This window comes from Streptomyces sp. NPDC050704, from assembly GCF_040654355.1.
In the GTDB taxonomy this organism is placed as follows: domain Bacteria; phylum Actinomycetota; class Actinomycetes; order Streptomycetales; family Streptomycetaceae; genus Streptomyces.
In genome coordinates, this window is record NZ_JBFAHW010000002.1 from 53,506 (window position 1) to 74,599 (window position 21,094).

A 21,094-nucleotide genomic window follows, 5' to 3' on the forward strand; every position below is an offset into this window, starting at 1 on the left:
GCGGGCGGGGCCGCCTTGTTCCCGGGGCCACGCATGGGCCCCTCATTCACGCCTTGGAGCATGCCGATGACGGCCACGACCGTGCTGACCGCCCGTGCCCTGTTGCTGGACATGGACGGCACCCTCGTCAACTCGGATGCCGTCGTCGAGCGCATCTGGCGCCGCTGGGCCGACCGGCACGGGCTCGACGCGGACGAGGTCATGAAGGTCGTCCACGGGCGGCAGGGGTACGCGTCGATGGCCGTGCTGCTGCCGAGCCGGCCCATGGAGCAGAACTACGCCGACAACGCGCGGATGCTCGCCGAGGAGACCGCCGACATGGACGGCGTCGTCGCGATTCCCGGGGCCGCGGAGTTCCTGGCCTCGCTGCACGGGCTGCCGCACGCGCTCGTGACCTCCGCGGATGTGGCGCTGTCCACCGCGCGGATGACGGCGGCGGGGCTGGAGCTGCCCGAGGTGCGGGTCACCGCCGAGTCCGTGGGGGCGAGTAAGCCGGACCCCGAGGGGTTCCTGAAGGGGGCGGCCGAGTTGGGGATCGCGCCCGAGGACTGTGTGGTGTTCGAGGACTCCGGGGCCGGGATCGCGGCGGGGCGCTCCGCGGGGATGCGGGTTGTCGGGGTCGGGCCCCGGGCCGCCTTTCACCGGCCGGATGTGGTGGTGCGGGATCTTCGGCGGGTGCGGGTTGAGGACTTGGGGGGCGGGGCGGTTCGGCTGCACGTGGGGTGACGTGGGTGACGTCGGCTGCTCGTGGGGTGACGTAGGTGCCGTCGGCTGCTCGTCGGGTGACTTGGGTGGCCGGAGTCGGCTGTGCCGCGTGCCGTCGGCCTGGTGTCGTGGCCTCCGGCCGTGTGCCGGACGCCGTGTTTCGTCTGCCCGTGGCCTCGGGGCCCCGGAGGCCCCATGCCCCGGAGGCCCCGTGGCCCCGCGGTTCTGCGGCCCTGCGGGCCGTGACTACGGCTCCGCCGTCTCCGACTCCAGGCGTCTGCGGGTCTCCTTGCCGTATACGCCCGCTTCCTCGCTGATGTTCCGGGTCACCTGGAAATTGCGTACCGAGGTCTCCGTCCGGGTGTCGTAGTCGCCGGTGGCGTTTCCCGCGTAGAGGCCCGACTGGCTCAGGCGCTGCTGTAGTTCGGTGACCTCCGGTCCCTCGTCGCCGGGGCGCAGTACCAGGGGTTCGGCCCTCTCCGGCGGAGTGCTGGGGGTGGGGCGCGTCGAACTGCTGGAGCTGGTGGCGGACGGGGAGCGCGTCGTGGTGGCCGGGCGGGACGGGGCGGCGGACGGGACGGTCGGCTCCGGTGCCACCGGTGTGGCGCTCGCGCTGCTCGACGGGGACGGCGAGGCCGACGGTGACGGTGAGGGCGACCCGGATTCAGACGCCGACGTCGAGGGCTCCGGCGCCGGCACGTCCGGCACGCTCGCGCGTATGTCGTCCGGGGCGGCGCTCTCCCGCGACGGCGTCTCGTACGAGAACAGCCCGCCCGCGAAGCCCCCTGCCGCCAGCACCACGGCGGTGGCCCCGGCCGCGATGAGCGCGAAGCGGCGCCGTCGGCTGCTGGTTTTCGCGGGCTCCTCCGCGAAGAGGGCCGGGTCCGGCTCCTCGAAGAGCCGGAGGACGGCGGTGTCCGGCGGCGGCGTCGCCGAGGACGCCGAGGACAGCGGCGACAACTGCGGCAGCGGGACGGTGAGGGCTGTGTCGACGGGCGTCTCGGGAGTACGGGGCGCTCCGAGCGGGGTGGGCGTCGTGGTCGGGAGATGTGCGCGGGGTGCTGTGGGCGGGCTGGGTTGGTCCGCGGGGCTGGAAGCGCCGTGGGGCCGGCGCTGGTTGGTGGGCGCGGTTGTCCTGTGGGGCGTGGGGTCGGCTGCGGCGTCGGCGGCTTGGTGGGGCCTGGGCCGGTTGGTGGGCGCGGCTGTCCCGTAGGGCCTGGGTTCGGCCGTGGTGTTGGCGGCTTGGTGGGGCCTGGGCCGGTTGGTGGGCGCGGCTGTCCCGTAGGGCCCGGGTTCGGCCGTGGGGTCGGCGGCTTGGTGGGACCCAGGCTGGTTGGTGGGCGCGGCTGTCCCGTAGGCCCCGCGGTTGGCTGCGGCGTCGGCGGGTTCGTAGGGCCCGGGTTGGTCTGTGGGTGTGGCCGTTCCGTAAGTGCCGGGTTCGGCTGGGGTGTTGGCGGCTTGGTGGGGCCCAGGCTGGTTGGTGGGCGCGGCTGTTCCGTAGGACCCGAGGTCGGCCGCGGTGCCGGCAGCGTCGTAGGGCTTGAGTCGGTCTGTGGGCGTGGCTGCCCCGTGGGGCGTGGGTTCGGCGGCTTGGTGGGGCCTGGGCTGGTTCGTGGGAGCGGGTGTCCCGTAGGGCCTGGGTTCGGCTGGGGTGTTGGCGGCTTGGTGGGGCCCAGGCTGGTTGGTGGGCGCGGCTGTTCCGTAGGCCCCGCGGTTGGCTGCGGCGTCGGCGGCTTCGTAGGGCCCGGGCTGGTTTGCGGGTACGGCCGTTCCGTGGGGCCCGGGTTCGGCCGCGGTGCCAGCGGCCTGGTGGGGCCTGGGCCGGTTCGTGGTCCCGGAGGTTCTGTTGGGTCCGGGGTCGGCTGCGGTGCCGGCAGCTTCGTAGGGGCCGGACTGGTTTTCGGGTACGGCTGTTCCGTAGGCCTCGGGATCGGCCGCGGTGTCGGATGCTTGATGGGGCCCCGACTGGTCTGTGGGTACGGCCGTCCCGTGGAGCCCGGGGTCGGCCGCGGTGCTGGCAGCTTCGTAGGGCCCGGGCTGGTCTGTGGGCGCGGCCGTCCCGTAGGGCCCGGGGTCGGACGCGGTGTCGGTGGCTTGGTGTGGGGGCGGGTCGGCTAAATCGACGTACGGCCGTATTCGTAGCGGATCGAAATCCGCGGCCGCGGCCGCCTCCGCGGAGCGGGTCTCCAGGAGTGCGTCTGCCGCCCGGCGGGCGCAGCCGCACGTCGGCGAACCCCCCGACTCCCGGGGTGCTCCGCATTCCGGGCAGACGTGCCCACTTCGGTCGCTCACGTGTGAATCCCTCCCCGTACGAACTCCAGCGATTATGCAGACCCCCTCCACACAATCTCCCGGTTACCCCCGGAATCCCGGGTTCCTCACAGGATTCAACAGGCCATAACCGGTCACACCGACCAGGATGGACCCAGCATGGAAGAGGAACGGGACCCTGGCGGCGGGAGGTCTTCATGGCCGAGGACGCGCACGGCACGAACGCACGGAAGACGGCTCGCGGCGCCAGGGACCACTCACGCGGCGCCACCGCCGGTCAGGAGCACGTGAAGGGCGGCGTCCTCGTCTCGATCGGCGCCCTGCTGCTCGGCATGCTGCTCGCCGCCCTGGACCAGACGATCGTGTCGACCGCGCTGCCGACCATCGTCAGCGACCTCGGTGGCATGGACCACCTGTCGTGGGTCGTCACGGCGTATCTGCTCGCCTCCACGGCCGCCACACCGCTCTGGGGCAAGCTCGGTGACCAGTACGGACGCAAGAAGCTGTTCCAGACGGCCATCGTGATCTTCCTCATCGGCTCCGCGCTCTGCGGTATGGCGCAGAACATGCCCCAGCTGATCGGTTTCCGCGCCCTCCAAGGGCTCGGCGGCGGCGGACTCATGGTGCTGTCGATGGCGATCGTCGGCGACCTCGTCCCACCGCGTGAACGCGGCAAGTACCAGGGCCTGTTCGGGGCCGTGTTCGGCGCCACCAGCGTCCTCGGCCCGCTGCTCGGCGGCCTGTTCACCGAGCACCTGAGCTGGCGCTGGGTCTTCTACGTCAACCTCCCCGTCGGCGTGGTCGCGCTCGCCGTCATCGCCGCCGTCCTGCGCATCCCGGTCCGCTCCCAGAAGCACACGATCGACTACCTCGGTACGTTCCTGATCGCGTCCGTCGCCACCTGCCTCGTCCTCGTCGCCTCGCTCGGCGGCAGCACCTGGGGCTGGGGCTCGCCGCAGATCATCGGCCTCGCGGTGCTGGGCGTCGCCCTGGCCGTGGTCTTCGTGGGCGTCGAACGCCGGGCCGCCGAACCCGTACTGCCCCTGAAGCTGTTCGGGATCCGCACCTTCACCCTCTCCGCCGTGATCAGCTTCATCGTCGGCTTCGCGATGTTCGGCGCGATGACGTATCTCCCGACGTTCCTCCAGGTCGTCCAGGGTGTCTCGCCGACCATGTCGGGCGTGCACATGCTGCCGATGGTGGCCGGACTGCTGCTTTCGTCGACCGTCTCCGGACAGATCGTCAGCCGTACGGGCCGCTGGAAGGTGTTCCCGATCGCGGGCACGGGGGTCACGGCTCTCGGGTTGCTGCTGCTCCACCAACTCGACGTGGACAGCCCGACGTTCGAGATGAGCGCGTACTTCCTGGTGTTCGGACTCGGTCTCGGCCTGGTCATGCAGGTCCTCGTCCTGATCGTGCAGAACGCCGTCTCGTACGAGGATCTCGGCGTCGCGACCTCCGGCGCCACCTTCTTCCGCTCCATCGGGGCCTCGTTCGGCGTGGCCATCTTCGGCACGCTCTTCGCGAGCCGCCTCGGCGACAAACTGACCGACGCGCTCAGTGGACAGCAGCTCCCGCCGAACCTCGGCACGGACGCGCTGAAGTCCGACCCGAAGATCATCTCCGAGCTTCCGGTCGCGCTGCGGCCGCCCGTCATCGAGGCGTACGCCACCTCCATCACGGACGTCTTCCTGTACGCGGCTCCGGTCGCCCTCGCCGGCTTCGTACTGGCCTGGTTCCTGCGCGAGGACAAGCTGCGGGGCTCGGTGACCGCGCCCGACGTCACACAGACGCTGGCCAGCAATCCCGTGGAACGCTCCTCGCACGACGAGGTGTGCCGCGCGCTGTCCGTGCTCGGCACGCGGGCCGGGCGGCGCGAGATCTACGAGAAGATCACCGCCCGCGCCGGGTACGACCTGCTGCCCGCCGCGAGCTGGCTCCTGCTGCGCATCAGGCGCTACGGCTGGGCCGAGCCCGGCGTTCTCGCCGAACACAGCGTCGTACCCCTGCACGTCATCATCGCGGCCGCCCGCCAGGTCGAGGAGCGCCGCCTGGCCGTACGCGAGGGCCTCGACCTCGTCCTCACCGACCAGGGCCGCGAGGTCGCCGAGAAGCTCGCCACGGCCCGCGAGGAGTCCCTGGCCGAGCTGCTCGGCGACTGGTGGGGCCCGGACCGGCCCACCGACCTCGTCCAGCTCATCAAGGAGCTGAACGCCGAGATGTGCGGCTCCGACGCGGAGCGGCCCCAGAACGGGACGCCACCGAGGGCGTACGGGAGCGCCGGTTAGCCAGGCGCGAGTCAGTTGGCCCCGGCCAGACAGACAGGCGGTCGGTCAGGCGGTCGGCATCCGGACGCCTGAGTCGCCTCCGTCGACCAGCCGCTTGGCGAACCAGTGCTCCGCGTACGGGCCGTCGTTGTACGCCTCGGTCTCCGCGTAACCGTGCCGCGCGTACAGCGCTCGCGCCTCCAGCAGGTCGCCGCGGGTGTCCAGGACCAGCCGCTCGGCGCCGAGGGCCCGGGCCGCCGACTCGGCCGCCGGGAGCAGGACGGCACCGCCGCCCCTGCCGCGCAGGTCCTCGCGTACGAAGACCCGCTTGAGCTCGCCCGTGGTCGCGTCGCGCAGCCGCACGCCCGCCATGCCGCCCGGTTCGCCGTCGTACCGGGCGATCAGCAGCACCCCGGCGGGCGGGGCGAACTCGGCCCCGGTGTCGGTCGCGATCTCGCGTTCCAGCTCGGCGGGGTCGGTGTCGTGCCCGCGGTGGAGCCGGTACCAGCGGTCGCTGACCTCCGTGTAGTACGCGCGCCAGAGCGCGGCCGCCGCGGGGGAGTCGAAGGGCTCGGGGGCGACGGTCCAGGGCGTCGGCGTGCGGGTGTTCATGAAGGGCATTGTCACGAGGTTCCGTACGCCGTCGGCAAGTCGATTACGAGGGAGTGACGAGGGAGCGGTCCGTAGGAGTGCGCCCCCGGTGATGCGGCCGGCGCCGTTTGGACGGCGTCGTGCGGGCAACCCGGCCGGTGAAACGGCCCACTGGGCCCACAACCCGGAAGGCATTCCATGTCCACAGGCGTGATCATCGTTCTGATCGTGGTCGCGGTGCTCATCATCGGTGCCGTGATCGCCAGGTTCGTGATGGCCCGCGGGACGGGCGGCGGGCGGGGCCTGAAGCGGCGCTTCGGGCCCGAGTACGACCGGACGGTCGCCCGGCACGACGGCGACACCAAGGCCGCCGAGCGCGAGCTCACGGACCGTGTGAAGCAGCACGGGACGCTGCGCAGGCAGCCGCTGGAGCCCGCGGCGCGGGAGCAGTACGCGGCCCGCTGGGCGGCGGCCCAGGAACGGTTCGTCGACTCGCCGCGCGAGGCCGTGGCCGAGGCGGACCAGATCCTCGGCGAGCTGGCCCGCACGCGCGGCTTCCCGGACGGCGGGCGTTACGACGAGCAGCTCGCCGCGCTCTCCGTGCACCACCCGCACCATGTCCAGGGCTACCGGCGCATCCACCGTGCCGCGCACGCGCCGACGACCGGCGGCGACGGGAACCACGCGGGTACGGAGGAGCTCCGGGAGGCCATGATCGAGGCCCGCGCGCTCTTCGACGACCTCGTGACCCCCGGGCGCGAGGACCGCGAGGGCGTCACCCGGCGCGAAGAGCCCGAGGCCGACCGAACCACCCGAACCGACGGCTCCCGCGGCCGAACGCACTCGCCGTGGGCGCTCACCAGGCGTCACCACGCGAAGGGGAGTTGAGACAGATGCCGGACAACACGGCCGGGCTGCCGCCGGAGCGGCGCGCACGCGAACGTGAACGCGAAGCGGCGACGGGCATGACGACGGGCGCCGAGGGCGGCACGGCTCGCGGGGGCGCGGGTCTGCAGGAGGGCACGCGGTCCCGTGAAGGCGGCGGCCCCACCACCGGCGGCCCCACCACCGGCGGTCCGGCCACCGGCGGTCCGGCCACCGGTGGAGCGGCCGGGCGCGAAGGCATGGCAGGCATGGCCGGTGACACGGGACCGGCGGGACGCGAGGGGACACAGGCTCCCGAAGGTGTCGCGGCCCGGGCCGGTACGGGTGGCCGGGACGCGGCGGACCGGGCGGGCGGCGCCGGCTCCGGCGGGCGGCTGCTGTCGCACAACGACGGAGACAAGTGGACCCTCCAACTGCAGCACGCGGTCGCCGGCTTCGTCGACGCGCCGCGGGACTCGGTGGAGGAGGCCGACAAGGTGCTCCAGGAGGTCACGTCGCGGTTCACCGACGCCGTCACCGAGCGGCGCCGCACCCTGCGGACGTCCTGGCAGACCGCAGGCGAGGACAAGAACGACACCGAGCAGCTCCGGCTGGTCCTGCGGGACTACCGGGAACTGGCGGAGCGACTGCTGCGGCTGTGAACTCGCTCGGCTGTGAACTCGCTCGGCCCGTAGGCGGTTTGTGCGGTGAGGCTGTGCAGTGAGGCCCTGTCCCGGGCCATGTGCCGGGACAGGGCCTCACCCGTTTCGTCGGCGGGCGTCGTCAGTGGACATCGTCAGTGGGCGCGGCGCTCGTGCCACTCGCGGACGATGTCCTCCACGTCGTACGGCTTGAGACCGAGCGGCGGGCCGGGCGGCGGCTTGAACATCATCTCGCGGATCTTCGCGTTGATCTCCGTGACGATCTGCCGCACCACGCGCTCCGAGGGCGCCTCGGCGGCTCGCGCCAGCGCGTCCTCGGCCTCCTTGCGCAGGGCGAGGGTGGGCGGCAGCACGGACATGCCCTCACGGGCCATCTTCTGCTTGATCCACCACAGTTCGTCGTACGACGTGTCGGAAAGGCTCGGCAACGGCTTGCCCGCGCCCGGGAGTTCGGCGAACTCCCCACGGGCTTCCGCCTCGCGGATCTGTTTGTCTATCCAGGACTCGAAGCTGACACCGGGAGGTTTGCGCTCGGTCATGTGTCCATTGTGCCGGACGGTACGTGACACTGCCGGGCGGTATGCGACAGCGCGGGACGGTGTGCGGCCTGGCGACTTATCATTCGGCGGCGATACCTGGTCGGGGCCTCAACAGCGCTCCGACGCGGGACAATTGGAAACGCGGGAACGCGCGGGAACGAAGGAGCGCACGTGCTCGAACTCACCATGGCCTCGGTGTCCGGGACGGACGCCGGCGCGACGGCCGGAATGCAGATGGCCGACGCGCCGAGCGAGCCGGGCGCCATGCTGCGAGTGGGGCGGGACCGGAATGTGTGCCGTCTCGCGACGCCCGACGACTGGCTGTTCGTCTCACGGGTGCACCTGGAGTTCCTGTGCGGGCCCGAAGGGGCCTGGCAGGTGACCTGGCTGCGCGGCTCGCACGACGACCCTTCGTCCGAGGTGCGGTTCACGCTGGTCGGCGCGGCGGCCCCGCAGACCCTGCCGTACGGGGGGACGGCGAAGCTGCCCCTGGGCGGTTCCGGTGAACTGATCATCCAGGACCGCACGGGGCCGCGGAGCGTGAACGTGGGGTTCTACCACGAGGTGTGAGCCGTACGGGTCCGAGGGCTCACGGAAGTACGCGGGCCAGTGCGAACCCGTCGTAGCCCTTCACGCCCACCGTCTGGATCGCCGTGGCGGTCACCTTGGGGTGCGCGGCGAAGAGTTCGAGGGCCGCGCGCGTGCCTCGGATGCTCGGGTCGTCGGTGGTGGCGTCGGTGACGCCGCCACCGCGGACGACGTTGTCGAGGATGATCAGGCTGCCGGGGCGGGTGAGTTTGAGGGCCCATTCCACGTAGTGCGGGTTGTTCACCTTGTCCGCGTCGATGAAGACCAGGTCGAACGGAGCGGGCTGCTCGTCGGCCAGCTTCGGCAGGGACTCCAGGGCCGGGCCCACCCGGACCTCGGTGATCTTGTCCAGGCCGGCGCGGGCGAGGTTGCGGCGGGCCACCTCGGCGTGCCGTTCGCTGTACTCCAGGGTGATCAGCCGGCCGTCCTGCGGCAGGGCGCGGGCCAGCCAGATGGTGCTGTAACCGCCGAGGGTGCCGATCTCCAGGATGCGGGTCGCGCCCTGGATCACGGCGAGCAGGTGGAGCAGCTTGCCCTGGTTCGGGGCGACGTTGATGTGCGGCAGCCCGGCGGCGTCGCTGTCGCGCAACGCCTCGGTCAGTGCGGCGTCCGGCGGGGCGAGGAGGTCGGTGAAATAGTCGTCCACGTCGTGCCAGAGCTGCGGCTCGGTCATGCGGTATACCTTTCGCCTGGCTAGTTAGATGCGCTAACTAGTTCCGTTGTCGAATATAGCCGGTTACAGGTGGTTGGGTGGGTGTATCCGGCCCACAGTGGAACCACATCGGCCTGACAACACCTCCATCCGGACAAAAGGCTGAAGGACGTCAGGTGAAGAGGGGGTTGCCTGCGTCTCACGTCGGGGGTAGTGCGAGCCTCTTAGGGTTCAAACAGGAAACAGACGCACGAGACCCACTGGGACACAGGGGGCGAACGGGGCGGGAGGGCCGACGGCGCGTGGCGAATGTGGAGCACGGTGGACGACCAGGGGATGCCTTCGGGGCGGCGGCGCCCGGGACGGCGAAGGCACGGCTGGGAGTGGTCCGCGCGGGCCTCTGGCTGGTCGCCGCCGTCCTGGCGGTACGGCAGGTCGCCGTCGTTCTGAGTACCCCCAAGGGGGAGCGGCTGACGGACCTGGAGACCTGGGTCGGCCCGAACGGCGTGCTGCATGTGAACGGGTCGCTGTACGACTCGACGCGCTTCACGGGCACCCCGTTCGGCGGACTCGTCCTCAAACCCCTCACCCGGGCGGCCGAACAGGCCCTCGGCTGGGGCTGGACCTTCGGCACGCTGCTGCTGGTGGTCGCCCTCGGCCTGGTCGCCGCACGCGCCCTGCCGCAGCCCGTGAGCCGCCGTACGGCCCTACTCGCGGCCCCCGTCGCGATCAGCCTGCTGATGCTGTCGCTGCCCGTGCGCAACACGCTGTACCTCGGCCAGACCAGCATCATCCCCGTGCTGCTGGTGCTCCTCGGCTGCTTCGCCGTGCGCGGGGAGCGGGCGAGCGGCGTACTGATCGGGCTCGCGGCGGCCCTGCAGCCCACCGTGCTCCTCTTCGCGCCGCTCCTGTGGTTCACCGGCCGGCGCCGGGCCGCCGTCTCCACCGGGATCACCTTCGCCGCCTGCACCGCGCTCGCGTGGGCGGCGATGGCGGACGACTCGTACACGTACTGGGTGCACCACCTGGCCGGCGTCGGGCTCGGCAGACCCGCCGACGACCTCACCAACCAGTCCCTGCACGGCGCGCTGCTGCGGCTCGGCCTCGAAGGACCGCTGGAGATCGCGCTCTTCCTGGCGCTGGGCGCGGCCGTCGCCGTCCTCGGCCTGCGCCGCGCCGTGCGCTACGCCCGCGACGGACAGCTGCTGCTCGCCGTCGCGATCACCGGCTGCGTCGCGGTCGCCGTCTCGCCCACCACCTGGCAGCACCAGCTGCTGTGGGTGCTGCTCGCGCTGGTCGGCCGGGTCGGCAAGAAGGCCGGCGACCGGTACGTATGGCCCGTCGCCGTCATCCTGGTGATGACCCTGCCGGCGAAGATGATGCTGCCGAACATGGCGGCGCTCTACCCGCTGCGCGACAACGTCGTCCTGCTCGCCGCCCTCGCCGCCGCGACCGCCGTCCCGTTCCTGTCCCGTACGTCGGAGTACTACCGGTCGCCCATCCCGACGCGGTACGCCGAGCCGGTGCCCACCCGCTGGAAGCACGTCCCGCTGCTCCCGTTCCTGCGCCGGGTCCTCACCCGCCCGAACCTGCTGCTCGAACTGCTGCTGATCCGGGTCGGCTACTCCGCGTACCAGCAGGTCAGGCTCGCCGCGACCGGCGGCAGCAACACCGAGGGCCGGGCCACCGCCGAGAAGCACGGCGACCAGATCTACTCGATCGAGCAGTTCTTCCACATCGACATCGAGCGCTGGGCCAACCACGCGGTGGTGAAGGCCGGCTGGCTGCAGGACTTCTTCGACTTCTACTACACGTCGTTCCACTTCGTCGTCCCGCTGACCGTCCTCGGCGTGCTCTACGCCCGCCGCCCCGCCGACTACCGCTGGGCCCGTGCGGCGCTCGGCTTCGCCACGCTGCTCGCGCTGGTCGGCTTCTGGCTCTACCCGCTGGCTCCGCCGCGCCTGATGCCGGGCCTCGGCTTCATCGACACCGTGCACGGCGTTCAGGACTTCTCCAAGCCGGACTACGGAACGCTGACCGCGCTGACGAACCAGTACGCGGCGATGCCGTCGCTGCACTTCGGCTGGTCCCTGTGGTGCGGGCTCGTCATCGCGATCCTCGCCCCGAAGTGGTGGATGAAGGTCCTGGGGCTGCTGCACCCGCTGTTCACGGTCTCGGCGATCGTCGCGACCGCCAACCACTGGGTGCTGGACGCGGCGGGCGGCGCGGCCGTCGTCGGCGCGGGTTTCGCGCTGACCTACCTGTTGCAGGGACCGCGACCCAGGCCACTCGCGAAACCGGCCGAAGCTGAAGCAGAAGCAGAAGCAGAAGCAGAAGTCGAAGCAGAAGCCGTAGCCCAAGCCGCAACCGGGACCGATCCCGAGACCGATCTCGATTCCGATTCCGATCCCGAAGCCAAGGTCAGCAGCGCGGAGACGGCCCAGGCGAAGGACCGTACCCCGAGCTGATCCGGTACTCGCCCGGCTCGGTCACCGTCAGCCGCGTGAACTCGCCCTGCTTCTCCAGGCAGCCGCCCTCGGCGTACAGCCAGGGCGAGAAGGCGACGCGCACGGTCACCGAGCCGGCCCGCGGGACCCGGACGATCACCTCGGCGCTGTCGGCATGGGTGACGGCGGCGGGCGGCGACACCAGCGGCACCGCGTCGCGCACCCGGTACACCCGCCAGTTCGCGTCCCGCCACACCGGCTCCAGCCACGCGGGCGCGCTCCTGACCAGGCGTGCCTCGTCTTCCGCGAACCCGTCCGGCTTCCCCGAGGGCAGTACGACGAAGCCGACCGCCCACCGGTCGAGCCAGGCCCGGTAGGTCGTCTCCGAGAACGTCCCGTCGTAGAAGAGCCGGCCCCGCTCCATGTCCAGCTGCCGGTTCCAGCCGCGGGCCAGGTTCACGTGCGGGGCCAGCGCGGTGGCCTCGCGGTGGTTGCGGGCCGGCACCACCTCGACCCGGGCGCGGTCGGCGTCGAGCCGGTCCAGCGCGCGTACGACACTGGCCGTGTCGGCGGCCCAGGCCGGTACCGCCGTCGACACCTCCAGGTCGTCGATCGTCTTCTTGCCCACCCACCCCACCGAGAAGACCAACGCCATGGTCAGAGCCACCCGTCTGTGCCGCGAGCGGCCCGGCACCGCGAGCAGCGCCGCCAGCAGCGCGGCGGGTGCGAAGAGCTCCGCGAGCCGTTCGACGTTCGTGCCCACCGGTGACGGGATCAGATACGTGAGGACCGTGCCGGCCGCGTACACGACGGCGCCCCACCGCAGCACCCGCCAGCCGCGCGGCGCGAGGGTCAGCACGACGACACCGATCAGGACCGGCGGCCAGATCCGGGCCGCGGGCATCAGCTGCTCGCCGGTGAACGGGAACAGCAGTGTCGTCACCCCCACCACCACGAACGGCGGCACGATGAGCGTGGCCGCCCGCGCCCGGTCCCGTACGAGGGCGTAACCCGCGCCCGCGACGACCAGGAACAGCCCTGCCACCGGGCTCGCCATGGCCGCGAGCGCCGCGTACGCCACCGCCAGCGGCAGGCGCCTCTCCCGCGTCAGCAGTACGCAGGCCGCGAGCCCGAGGGCGACGCCGAGCGCGAAGGTGGTACGCCCCGACGCGACGTTGCACCACAGCGCGAGCGAGGCGAGCAGCGCCGGGCCCAGCGGGCGGCGGATCCCGGTGCGGACGATGAGGACCGAGGCCAGCCAGGCGGCGAGCAGCCCGGCGGCGACCGTGACCGTGCGCACGCCGAAGGCGGCCATCAGGTAGGGCGAGATCAGGCTGTAGTTGGCGGTGTGCATTCCGCCGTACCAGAAGAGGCTGTACGCCGAACCGCCGTGCCGGGACGCGAAGTCGGCCCACGCCTCCTGGGCCGCGAGGTCCCCGCCGCCGGTGGCGAGGAACAGCCACCACACCACGTACAGCGGAGCCGTCGGGAGGGTGGCGAGGAGGGGAACGCGGTGACGCTCCCAAACCGGGCGGAGGCTCCGCTTCCGGGGTGTGGCCGCGTCCTCCCGACGGGTGAGGGACAGTTCGGCGGATACCACGGCTCGGCGTTTCCGTTCGAAGTCTTCGAGGATGTGGGTGGACTGTGCCACCTGTGAAGACGCGAAACGGGTCGGAAACGTTCACCGGACATCGAGACTTCGGGACCTCGGAGTTTCAGGCCTTCGGGTTCCTCGGATGTCGCCGGCCCGGGGGGAGGTCCCAGGGGGAGGCAGGGGCGGGCGTAGGCGGGATGCCCCTGCCTCCCGCGCACCGGGTCAACCGGCGCTGACCTGGAGTTCCTTCACGCCGTTGATCCAGGCCGAGCGCAGCCGGCGCGGGGCGCCGGTCAGCCGGAGGCCGGGCATCGCGTCGGCGACCGCGTTGAAGATGAGGTCGATCTCCAGGGTGGCCAGGGACTTGCCGAGGCAGAAGTGCGGGCCGCCGCCCCCGAAGCCGAGGTGCGGGTTGGGGTCGCGGGTGATGTCGAAGACCTCCGGGGTGTCGAAGACCGCCGGGTCGTTGTTGGCGGAGGAGTAGAAGATGCCGACGCGGTCGCCCTTCTTGATCAGCTTGTCGCCCAGTTCGGTGTCCTGGGTCGCCGTGCGCTGGAAGGAGACGACGGGTGTCGCCCAGCGGACGATCTCCTCGGCGGCGGTCGCCGGGCGCTCCCGCTTGTAGAGGTCCCACTGGTCGGGGTGGGTGAGGAAGGCGTGCATGCCGTGCGTGATGGCGTTGCGGGTCGTCTCGTTGCCGGCGACGGCCAGCATCAGTACGAAGAAGCCGAACTCGTCGGAGGCGAGGTTGCCCTCGTTCTCGGCGGCCACCAGGGTGCTGGCGATGTCCTTCGCCGGGCACTGCTTGCGGTCGGCGGACATGTTCATCGCGTAGGCGAGGATCTCGGTGGCCGCCTCCTGGCCGACCTCCTCGGTGATCGCGTACTCCGGGTCGTCGTACGCGATCATCTTGTTGGACCAGTCGAAGATCTTGGCCCGGTCGTCCTGCGGGATGCCGATCAGCTCGGCTATCGCCTGGAGGGGCAGTTCGCAGGCGACCTGCGTGACGAAGTCGAAGGAACCGCCGGGGCCCGCGTCGGCGAGGGCGGTCTCGACGATCCGGCCCGCGCGGCCGCGCAGGTTCTCCTCCAGGGCGCGGATGGCGCGCGGGGTGAAGCCGCGCTGGACGATCTGGCGGACCCGGGTGTGCTCGGGCGGGTCCATGTTGAGCAGGATCAGCCGCTGGGCGTCGATCGAGTCGCGCTCGATGTGCTCGTTGAAGCGGATGATCGCGGTGTTGAGGGTGGAGGAGTACAACTCGGGGTGCGTGGACACGTACTTGACGTCGGCGTGCCGCGTGACGGCCCAGTAGCCCTCGTCCTCGAAGCCGGCGAGATTGGGCGGCTGGGGGATCCAGCGGACCGGTTCGGCCTGGCGCAGCTCGGCGAACTCCGGGAGAGGTACGCGGTGGTGCAGCAGATCGGGGTCGGTGAAATCGAACCCGTCGGGCAGCGCTGGACAGGGCATCGGCAACTCCAGGTCTCGCAGCCAGGTCTCGCACCTGTTTTCTGACGGTCCATCAGAACCGGGAATTGCCGTGAAGGTAGTAACGGGTTCTAGAACTAGCAAGGGGTGCGGCAGGTCGAATTGCGTGCGGGATTCGTGCAGATCGCGACTTCGGGCGCTGCAAGACCCTTGCGGTGATGGAGGGCACGTCAGCAGACTGCTGGGAGAACTAGAACGCGTACTAGTTCTGCGTGGCGGGTGGGCCGGGACGCCCGCGCCGCGCGGGTGACCCGAGAAGAGGAACTCCCATGGCCGCGGAACCCGTGATCGTCGAAGCCGTACGCACCCCCATCGGCAAGCGCGGCGGCGCGCTCGCCAACCTGCACCCCGCCTACCTGCTGGGCGAGACCTACCGAGAACTCCTGGGCCGCACCGGTATCCACGCCGACTGCGTCGAGCAGATCGTCGGCGGCACGGTGACCCACGCCGGCGAGCAGTCCATGAACCCCGCGCGCACGGCCTGGCTCACCATGGGCCTGCCGTACGAGACGGCCGCGACGACCGTGGACTGCCAGTGCGGTTCCTCGCAGCAGGCCTCGCACATGGTCGCCAACATGGTCGCGGCGGGAGTGATCGATGTCGGGATCAGCTGCGGCATCGAGGCGATGTCACGCGTGCCGCTGGGCTCCGGGTCCAAGCACGGGCCCGGGAAGCCGTTCCCCGACGAGTGGAACGTGGACCTTCCCAACCAGTTCGAGGCGGCGGAGCGGATCGCCCGGCACCGGGGTCTGACGCGCGAGAACGTCGACTCGCTCGGCCTCATCTCCCAGGAACGGGCGGCCGTCGCCTGGTCCGAGGAGCGCTTCAAGCGTGAGACGTTCGCCGTGCAGGTGCCGACCACGGAGGACGAGCAGCGCGCCGGGCAGGGCATGTGGCGGCTCGTGGACCGGGACGAGGGGTTGCGCGACACGTCGATGGAGGCGCTGGCCCGGCTGAAGCCGGTGATGCCGACGGCGGTGCATACGGCGGGCAACTCGTCGCAGATCTCCGACGGGGCGTCGGCCATCATGTGGGCGTCGAAACGGATGGCCCGGGCGCTGAAGCTCCGCCCCCGAGCCCGGATCGTCGCCCAGGCGCTGGTCGGCTCGGACCCCCACTTCCACCTGGACGGGCCGATCGACGCGACGAAGGCCGTGCTGGGCAAGGCCGGCATGTCCCTGAAGGACATCGACCTCGTCGAGATCAACGAGGCGTTCGCGTCAGTGGTGTTGAGCTGGGCGCAGGTCTTCGAGCAGGACCTGGAGAAGGTGAACGTCAACGGGGGCGGGATCGCGCTCGGGCACCCGGTGGGGGCGACGGGGGCTCGGCTGATCACGACCGCGCTGCACGAACTGGAGCGCCGGGACAAGGAGTTCGCGCTGGTGACGATGTGCGCCGGTGGTGGGCTGGCCACCGGCACGATCATTCAGCGGCTGTAGTCCAGCCGACGAAGGTGGTGAATGCGGCGGGGTCGAAGGTGAGGATTGGCCCCGCCGGTTCTTTGGAGTCGCGTACGGCGATGGTGGCGCTGGGGGTTTCGGCGACCTCCAGGCACTCGCCGCCCTGGTCGCTGCTGTACGTCGACTTGCGCCAGGCCAGCGGGCCGAGCGGCGCGCACTCGATGCACTCGCCGCCCTGATCGCCGCTGTAGCTGGACTTACGCCACCGGGCCCCGGTCAGGATCGCGTTGCTCTCCATAGCGTTCCTCCATCGCGCGTCGGATCAGCGCCGCCGAGTCCCTGAGGGAGAGGGCGGCGGCCTGAAGATGATCGTAACGGAGCGAACAGTCCTTGACGGTGTCCGGATTGGCGGTCGGATGCCCACTGCCGTAGCCCTCGGTGTAGACGATGTCCGGATCGCTCGCGAAGCGGAAGAGTGTGAATGAGCCCGTCAGTCCCGCGTGGGCTCCGGCCGAGAACGGCAGCACTTGGACATTGATCCGGGGGTTGCCGTCGAACGACAACAGGTGGGCCAGTTGCCCGCGCATGGTCTCCGGGCCGCCGATCTCCTGATACAGCGCGGCCTCACTGATGACTGCCCACAAGATCGGCGGCTCGTTCTTCTCGAAGATGCGCTGGCGGGCCAGGCGTACGGCGGTGCGGTCGTCGAGATCGGTCTGGTTCAGCGAGCCGAGCACGGCACGCACGTACGCGCGGGTCTGGAGTAGGCCATGCACCAAGTGGGTGTGGAAGGTGCAGATCTCGACCGCCCGTGCCTCCAACTCCGCCACCTGTTGGAACCAGGCCGGGAGTTGACTGCGCATCACCAGTGTGACGAGCCGGGACAGCAGCCCTTCAGTCCCCAGCGCCGCGTCGGCCCGCTCGCTGAACTCCGGTGTCGGCAGCTTCCTGGCGGTCTCGATCTGGCCGACCAGGGAGCCGGTGTAGTTGACGATGTCGCCGAGCTGTTTCTGCGTAAGACCGGCGGCTTCCCGGTGGCGGCGCAGCTCGAACCCGTAGTAGTCGAGCGGCGATGCGCCCGGGTCGAGGACGTTGATGTGGGTCACGTACGGACCTCTCTCGCACGATGTGCAACTCGGCCCACTGCGGGACCAGTTGTATCCGTTCTGTAGCCGAGGGTAGTCATGCGAGGTCAGCCTTGTGGTGTGAACTACAACATTCCCCCCACCCTCGCGGGCCCCCGCACCACCCAGTACCGCATGCGCCTCACCGTCGGCGACCACTCGCCGCAGTACGTCCGCCGCATCGTCCGGTCGTACCTGCGCGAGTGGGAGATGGCCGAGTTGACCGACGCCGTGGAACTGGGTGTGACCGAGCTGCTCGCGAACGTCGTACGTCATGTCCCGGACCGGCGCTGTGTGTTCCTGCTGCTGAGGCAGGTGGCGGGGGTTCGGGTGGAGGTGACGGACGGGTGCCCCCGCCTTCCGTCCATTCCGGCCGAGTTGCCGCCGGAGGCGGAGGGGGGCCGCGGGCTCGTGCTGCTCGACGCGGTGGCTGACAAGTGGGGTGTCGATCCGGTGTCCGGCGGCGGGAAGTGCGTGTGGTTCGAGTGCCTCTAGTGCCGCATCAGGCAACGTTCGCCCTGGTGAGGAACCAAGCCAACACAGCCACGCCGATGGGCAACGCAACAAGGTAGCCGACGAGGCTACCGACGCCCGGATCAGCCAGCGCAGGAAAGGCCCAGTTCACTGCTGCAGCCACGAGCAGTCTCACCGTTGCCAGCGCAAGGAGAGCGGCGACAACAGCAAGCCGACGCGGCGGGCCCGCCCTGCGATACAACTCAGCCGCAGGCCCGATCGCGATCAGGCCCGTCACGAGGATGACGAGACCGGTGTCGGGCAGCCACCCGAACGGCCACCCCACCAGAGCGACCAACCCGGAGACAGCGAGGCCGACCAGTTCCAGCGCGACGGTGGCCACCACCGGGTGGTCCCACGAGGGGCGTCGGATCGAGCCGCTCCCACTGTCCTCTTCATCGGCCACGTCGTCAGAGTAGCCATCGGCAGGGCGAACGTTGCCTGATGCGGCACTAGTCAGGCCGGTCTGCGCTCAGCAGTGCCGAACCGAGCGGCGTCAGCGCATGCCGCACGGCGTTGCTCTGTCGGACGCTGGAGACCAGGCCCGCGCCGCGCAGGATGGCGGCGTGCTCGCTCGCCGAGGAGAGTGAGACCCCGGCCCGGTGCGCCAGTTCGGTGGTGGTGAGGTCGTCCCCGAGCGCCTGGAGCACCGCGGTGCGGGTGTGGCCGAGCAGCGGAGCCAGGCACTCGGCGGAGCGCGGGGCGCCATCGTCGGTCCGTGGCCGGGCCGGATAGACGAGTGTCGGCGGCAGTTCGGTGTCCGCGAGGGCGACCGGGCTGCGGGCGAAGTAGGACGGCACCAGGAGCAGCCCGCGCCCGTCCAGGTGCAGGTCGCGGTCGACCGGGTACGCGACTTCGAGCACCGGCGACCGCCATCGCATCGACGGGTCGTACGTCCGCAGCATCGCCTCCGCACCGCCGCGCCACAGCGCCTGGAGGCGCAGGGCGCGGTCGGTGTTCGCGCGGCGGCTGATGCGGGGCCAGTTGGGGCCGAGCGTCCCGTGGTGGTACATCCGCACGGAGCGGGCGAGCCGGCGTAGCGTCGCGGGTTCGCCGTCCGCCAGGGACCGGGTCCAGGACGGCAGCGGGTTGCGGCCGCCCAGGACGGTGAGCTCGGAGCGCAGCCGGGCGCGCGGCGTGGACATCAGCGCCTCCAGGCCGTGCTCCACTCCCGCCGCTCCGGCCGACGGCGTGAGGAAGTCCGGGAAGTACCCGCGCGGCGGTACGAGCGGAAGGAGCATCCCGAGCGGCCCCTGCCTGGCGCCGTGCCTTGTACGGCGGCAGGCGGCCAGGGCCGGATCGGGGCTCCTGTCCCGCAGGCGGTGCAGACTCAGGACGGTCTCCCAGAGTGGGTCGGCTCCGTCCGAGACTCGGGTTCGGACGAGGTCCGCGGCGGTGAAATGGACACGCAGCACGTTGTGATTCCCCCGATGGTCTTGAGCAGTCACCGATCCCCCGAACGGCGACATGGACGACGGTCTCGGTTGGGCGTGTCCCTGGCAAGCCGAATGCGTCCCGCTGGGACGGCGGGACGCCCAAAACCGCCCTGCCTGCTATCTTCTGCCGCTGTGGGACGGATACGGGAGCAAGCCAATGAGCGAGAGTCACCAACTGGCTGATCTTCTACAGGCGTTGAAGGAGCGAAGCGGTCGCAGTTACACCGCCCTCGCGAGCCGCACGGGCCTGAGCCGCTCTTCGGTACACCGTTACTGCCAGGGCCTGACCGTGCCTGCCAGCTTCGGCACGGTCGAGCGGATCGCGCGGGTGTGCGGGGCGGGGCAGGAAGAGCTGGACCGGCTGTACGCGGCGTGGACACGGGCGGAAGCGCAGGCGCGGGAGGCCGAGAGCGAGGCGGCGGCGGACCCGGAAGCCGCGGAACCGGCCACCAGACCGCCCGCCGCTCAAGACAGAACTCAAGACAGAACTCAAGACACCACCAGGACAACCCTGTTCGCCAGGTCAAGTCCCCGGCAGCGCTTGCGTACGCTCCTGATCGCAGTCATCGTCGCCGCTTCCGTCGTGAGCACTGTGACCTTCGACCGGCGGTCGGACCCGGGCGGCACGGGCGGTGGCGGTACTGGGAGCGCCGGTACTGCGAGCGGCGGCACAGCGGACGGGGCGTCCGGCCAGCGGATCGACGGCCCGTACTGGGCCCTGGCGCCCAAGCCGCTCGACCGCGAGTTCTTCGGTGTCACGATGAACACCAACACCGGTCTCATGCCAGGTTTCGGCGTCGGCGGTGTCCGTCTCTGGGAGAGCGAGACCCGCTGGTCCCAAATCGAGCCGGAGCAGGGCAAGTTCGACTGGGAGATCCTTGAGCGTTCGGTGAAGGGCGCCGAACGCAGGCACCTGCCCGTCCTGTTCGTCTTCGGTATCACTCCCGGCTGGGCGGCTCCCGGCGGCTCGAAGACGGCGTACCCGGAAGACTCGCGCGCCGGACCACCCGACGACCTGGCCGACTGGGACCGCTTCGTCGAGGCAGTCGCCACCCGCTACCGCTCCCGGATCGGGGCGTACGAACTCTGGGACAGCGTCGGCGCCACCACTCATTACGACGGGAGCATGTCCACCCTGGCCGAGATGGTGCGCAGGGCCGCGCGCATCATCAGGCGTGCCGACCCTGACGCGAAGGTGGTATGCCCTTCCTTCGGCAAGCTGTGGGAGCCCGAAGGCAGGGCGCTGCTCGAGAAGTTCGTACGTACCGGCGCGTACAAGTTCTGCGATGCCGCAGCGCTCAAACTGCACCCGCGCCGGGCCGACGGCCCACCCGAAGAGATGATCGAGGTCGCGGCAAAGGCCGACGACATCTTCCGCGAGAACGACGTGGGCCAGCGTGTGTGGAACACCGGCCCGGGTGCGGAGATCGACGACGGGGCCCGGCTGTCCGTCCGGCGCGCCAACGACTATGCCGTGCGCTTCTATCTGGTCGGCCTCTACATCCGTCTGTCGAGGGTCGACCGGATGTATTTCTACTCCTGGGGCAGCCGGGGTGTTCCGCTGGTCGTCCAGCCCGTGGGCGGCCGGCCCACGGAGGCAGGCCGCCGCATCGGGCGGTTGTACGGCTGGCTTGCGGACAGGCGGATCACCTCCTGCGGGAAGGGCAAGGGCGTGGGCCTGCCGGACGGCGTCTTCGAGTGCGTCTTCCGGGGCGGCCAGAGCCGTGATCCCGATGAGGCGGGCCCGTGGATGGCGGTCCGGTGGACCCAACGTGGCCGGGCAAGCGGCCGGTTGGGCGAGGGCGCCCATCTGCTGCGCCGGATGGACGGCAGCAGCGAGCGGGTGCGGGCGGGGGAGCGGGTGGAGTACGGGGAAACCCCGGTGCTCGTGGAATACGGGGGGTGAACGGCCGGGTGCCCGGCCCCCGTTGAAGGAGCCGGGCATCCGGATCAGCA

The 21,094-nt window shown here is 70.9% G+C and carries 20 protein-coding genes; 10 read left to right on the top strand and 10 right to left on the bottom strand.

Annotated features, from left to right (window positions below; genetic code table 11):
- Positions 1-60: 60 nt before the first annotated feature.
- Positions 61-726, top strand: a complete 666-nt coding sequence (locus AB0I18_RS01270; protein WP_363103251.1) for an HAD family hydrolase — start codon at positions 61-63, stop codon at positions 724-726.
- 225 nt (positions 727-951) lie between these two features.
- Here the strand turns inward: AB0I18_RS01270 and AB0I18_RS01275 are convergent, their stop codons facing one another.
- Positions 952-1,302, bottom strand: coding sequence for a peptidoglycan-binding domain-containing protein (locus tag AB0I18_RS01275; RefSeq protein WP_363103252.1), 351 nt, complete (start codon positions 1,300-1,302; stop codon positions 952-954).
- A gap of 4 nt (positions 1,303-1,306) precedes the next feature.
- On the opposite strand from AB0I18_RS01275, the gene AB0I18_RS01280 reads away from it, so the two are divergent.
- Both AB0I18_RS01280 and AB0I18_RS01285 read left to right on the top strand, forming a co-directional pair.
- Positions 1,307-1,918, top strand: a complete 612-nt coding sequence (locus tag AB0I18_RS01280) for a hypothetical protein (RefSeq protein WP_363103253.1) — start codon at positions 1,307-1,309, stop codon at positions 1,916-1,918.
- 1,390 nt (positions 1,919-3,308) lie between these two features.
- The gene (locus AB0I18_RS01285) at positions 3,309-5,264 is read left to right on the top strand and encodes an MFS transporter (RefSeq protein ID WP_363103374.1); all 1,956 of its coding nucleotides are present in this window, start codon (positions 3,309-3,311) and stop codon (positions 5,262-5,264) included.
- Positions 5,265-5,309: 45 nt separating this feature from the next.
- On the opposite strand, the gene AB0I18_RS01290 is transcribed toward AB0I18_RS01285, so the two are convergent.
- On the bottom strand, positions 5,310-5,855 hold the full coding sequence (locus AB0I18_RS01290; protein WP_363103254.1) for a GNAT family N-acetyltransferase: 546 nt from the start codon (positions 5,853-5,855) through the stop codon (positions 5,310-5,312).
- A 177-nt stretch (positions 5,856-6,032) separates the two neighbouring features.
- On the opposite strand from AB0I18_RS01290, the gene AB0I18_RS01295 reads away from it, so the two are divergent.
- A complete protein-coding gene (locus AB0I18_RS01295) occupies positions 6,033-6,722 on the top strand; it encodes a hypothetical protein (RefSeq protein ID WP_363103255.1) in 690 nt (229 codons plus the stop codon).
- A 5-nt stretch (positions 6,723-6,727) separates the two neighbouring features.
- Positions 6,728-7,360 (top strand): hypothetical protein, encoded by a 633-nt coding sequence (locus AB0I18_RS01300; RefSeq protein ID WP_363103256.1) that lies wholly within the window; start codon positions 6,728-6,730, stop codon positions 7,358-7,360.
- Between the two features lie 134 nt (positions 7,361-7,494).
- Here AB0I18_RS01300 and AB0I18_RS01305 read toward each other — a convergent pair whose 3' ends face one another.
- Positions 7,495-7,899, bottom strand: coding sequence for a DUF1992 domain-containing protein (locus AB0I18_RS01305; RefSeq protein ID WP_363103257.1), 405 nt, complete (start codon positions 7,897-7,899; stop codon positions 7,495-7,497).
- 171 nt (positions 7,900-8,070) lie between these two features.
- Here AB0I18_RS01305 and AB0I18_RS01310 point away from each other — a divergent pair, with 171 nt between their 5' ends.
- Positions 8,071-8,469 carry a hypothetical protein gene (locus AB0I18_RS01310; protein WP_363103258.1) on the top strand — a complete coding sequence of 133 codons (399 nt, stop codon included), beginning with the start codon at positions 8,071-8,073 and terminating at the stop codon, positions 8,467-8,469.
- A 19-nt stretch (positions 8,470-8,488) separates the two neighbouring features.
- Here AB0I18_RS01310 and AB0I18_RS01315 read toward each other — a convergent pair whose 3' ends face one another.
- The gene (locus tag AB0I18_RS01315) at positions 8,489-9,160 is read right to left on the bottom strand and encodes an O-methyltransferase (RefSeq protein WP_363103259.1); all 672 of its coding nucleotides are present in this window, start codon (positions 9,158-9,160) and stop codon (positions 8,489-8,491) included.
- Positions 9,161-9,441: 281 nt separating this feature from the next.
- On the opposite strand from AB0I18_RS01315, the gene AB0I18_RS01320 reads away from it, so the two are divergent.
- A complete protein-coding gene (locus tag AB0I18_RS01320; protein ID WP_363103260.1) occupies positions 9,442-11,607 on the top strand; it encodes a bifunctional glycosyltransferase 87/phosphatase PAP2 family protein in 2,166 nt (721 codons plus the stop codon).
- Here the strand turns inward: AB0I18_RS01320 and AB0I18_RS01325 are convergent.
- Together AB0I18_RS01325 and AB0I18_RS01330 are read right to left on the bottom strand one after the other, a co-directional pair.
- The gene (locus tag AB0I18_RS01325) at positions 11,561-13,237 is read right to left on the bottom strand and encodes a hypothetical protein (protein WP_363103261.1); all 1,677 of its coding nucleotides are present in this window, start codon (positions 13,235-13,237) and stop codon (positions 11,561-11,563) included. The two genes, AB0I18_RS01320 and AB0I18_RS01325, sit on opposite strands and share 47 nt — an antisense overlap.
- A 165-nt stretch (positions 13,238-13,402) precedes the next feature.
- Positions 13,403-14,647 (bottom strand): cytochrome P450, encoded by a 1,245-nt coding sequence (locus AB0I18_RS01330; RefSeq protein ID WP_363103262.1) that lies wholly within the window; start codon positions 14,645-14,647, stop codon positions 13,403-13,405.
- A 287-nt stretch (positions 14,648-14,934) separates the two neighbouring features.
- Here AB0I18_RS01330 and AB0I18_RS01335 point away from each other — a divergent pair, with 287 nt between their 5' ends.
- Positions 14,935-16,104 carry a steroid 3-ketoacyl-CoA thiolase gene (locus tag AB0I18_RS01335; RefSeq protein ID WP_363103263.1) on the top strand — a complete coding sequence of 390 codons (1,170 nt, stop codon included), beginning with the start codon at positions 14,935-14,937 and terminating at the stop codon, positions 16,102-16,104.
- Here AB0I18_RS01335 and AB0I18_RS01340 read toward each other — a convergent pair.
- Positions 16,088-16,363 (bottom strand): DUF397 domain-containing protein, encoded by a 276-nt coding sequence (locus AB0I18_RS01340; RefSeq protein WP_363103264.1) that lies wholly within the window; start codon positions 16,361-16,363, stop codon positions 16,088-16,090. The genes AB0I18_RS01335 and AB0I18_RS01340 overlap by 17 nt on opposite strands.
- Entirely contained in the window at positions 16,323-17,171 is an 849-nt protein-coding gene (locus tag AB0I18_RS01345) for a helix-turn-helix transcriptional regulator (RefSeq protein WP_363103265.1), read from the bottom strand. The genes AB0I18_RS01340 and AB0I18_RS01345 overlap by 41 nt, the downstream gene beginning before the upstream one ends.
- A 153-nt stretch (positions 17,172-17,324) precedes the next feature.
- Here AB0I18_RS01345 and AB0I18_RS01350 point away from each other — a divergent pair, with 153 nt between their 5' ends.
- Positions 17,325-17,684, top strand: coding sequence for an ATP-binding protein (locus AB0I18_RS01350; protein WP_363103375.1), 360 nt, complete (start codon positions 17,325-17,327; stop codon positions 17,682-17,684).
- 7 nt (positions 17,685-17,691) lie between these two features.
- Here the strand turns inward: AB0I18_RS01350 and AB0I18_RS01355 are convergent, their stop codons facing one another.
- Both AB0I18_RS01355 and AB0I18_RS01360 read right to left on the bottom strand, forming a co-directional pair.
- Positions 17,692-18,108: a hypothetical protein gene (locus tag AB0I18_RS01355; protein ID WP_363103266.1), complete on the bottom strand. Its 417-nt coding sequence runs from the start codon at positions 18,106-18,108 to the stop codon at positions 17,692-17,694.
- 46 nt (positions 18,109-18,154) lie between these two features.
- The gene (locus tag AB0I18_RS01360; RefSeq protein WP_363103267.1) at positions 18,155-19,117 is read right to left on the bottom strand and encodes a winged helix-turn-helix domain-containing protein; all 963 of its coding nucleotides are present in this window, start codon (positions 19,115-19,117) and stop codon (positions 18,155-18,157) included.
- A gap of 178 nt (positions 19,118-19,295) precedes the next feature.
- Here AB0I18_RS01360 and AB0I18_RS01365 point away from each other — a divergent pair, with 178 nt between their 5' ends.
- On the top strand, positions 19,296-21,044 hold the full coding sequence (locus tag AB0I18_RS01365; RefSeq protein WP_363103268.1) for a helix-turn-helix domain-containing protein: 1,749 nt from the start codon (positions 19,296-19,298) through the stop codon (positions 21,042-21,044).
- Positions 21,045-21,094: the final 50 nt, after the last annotated feature.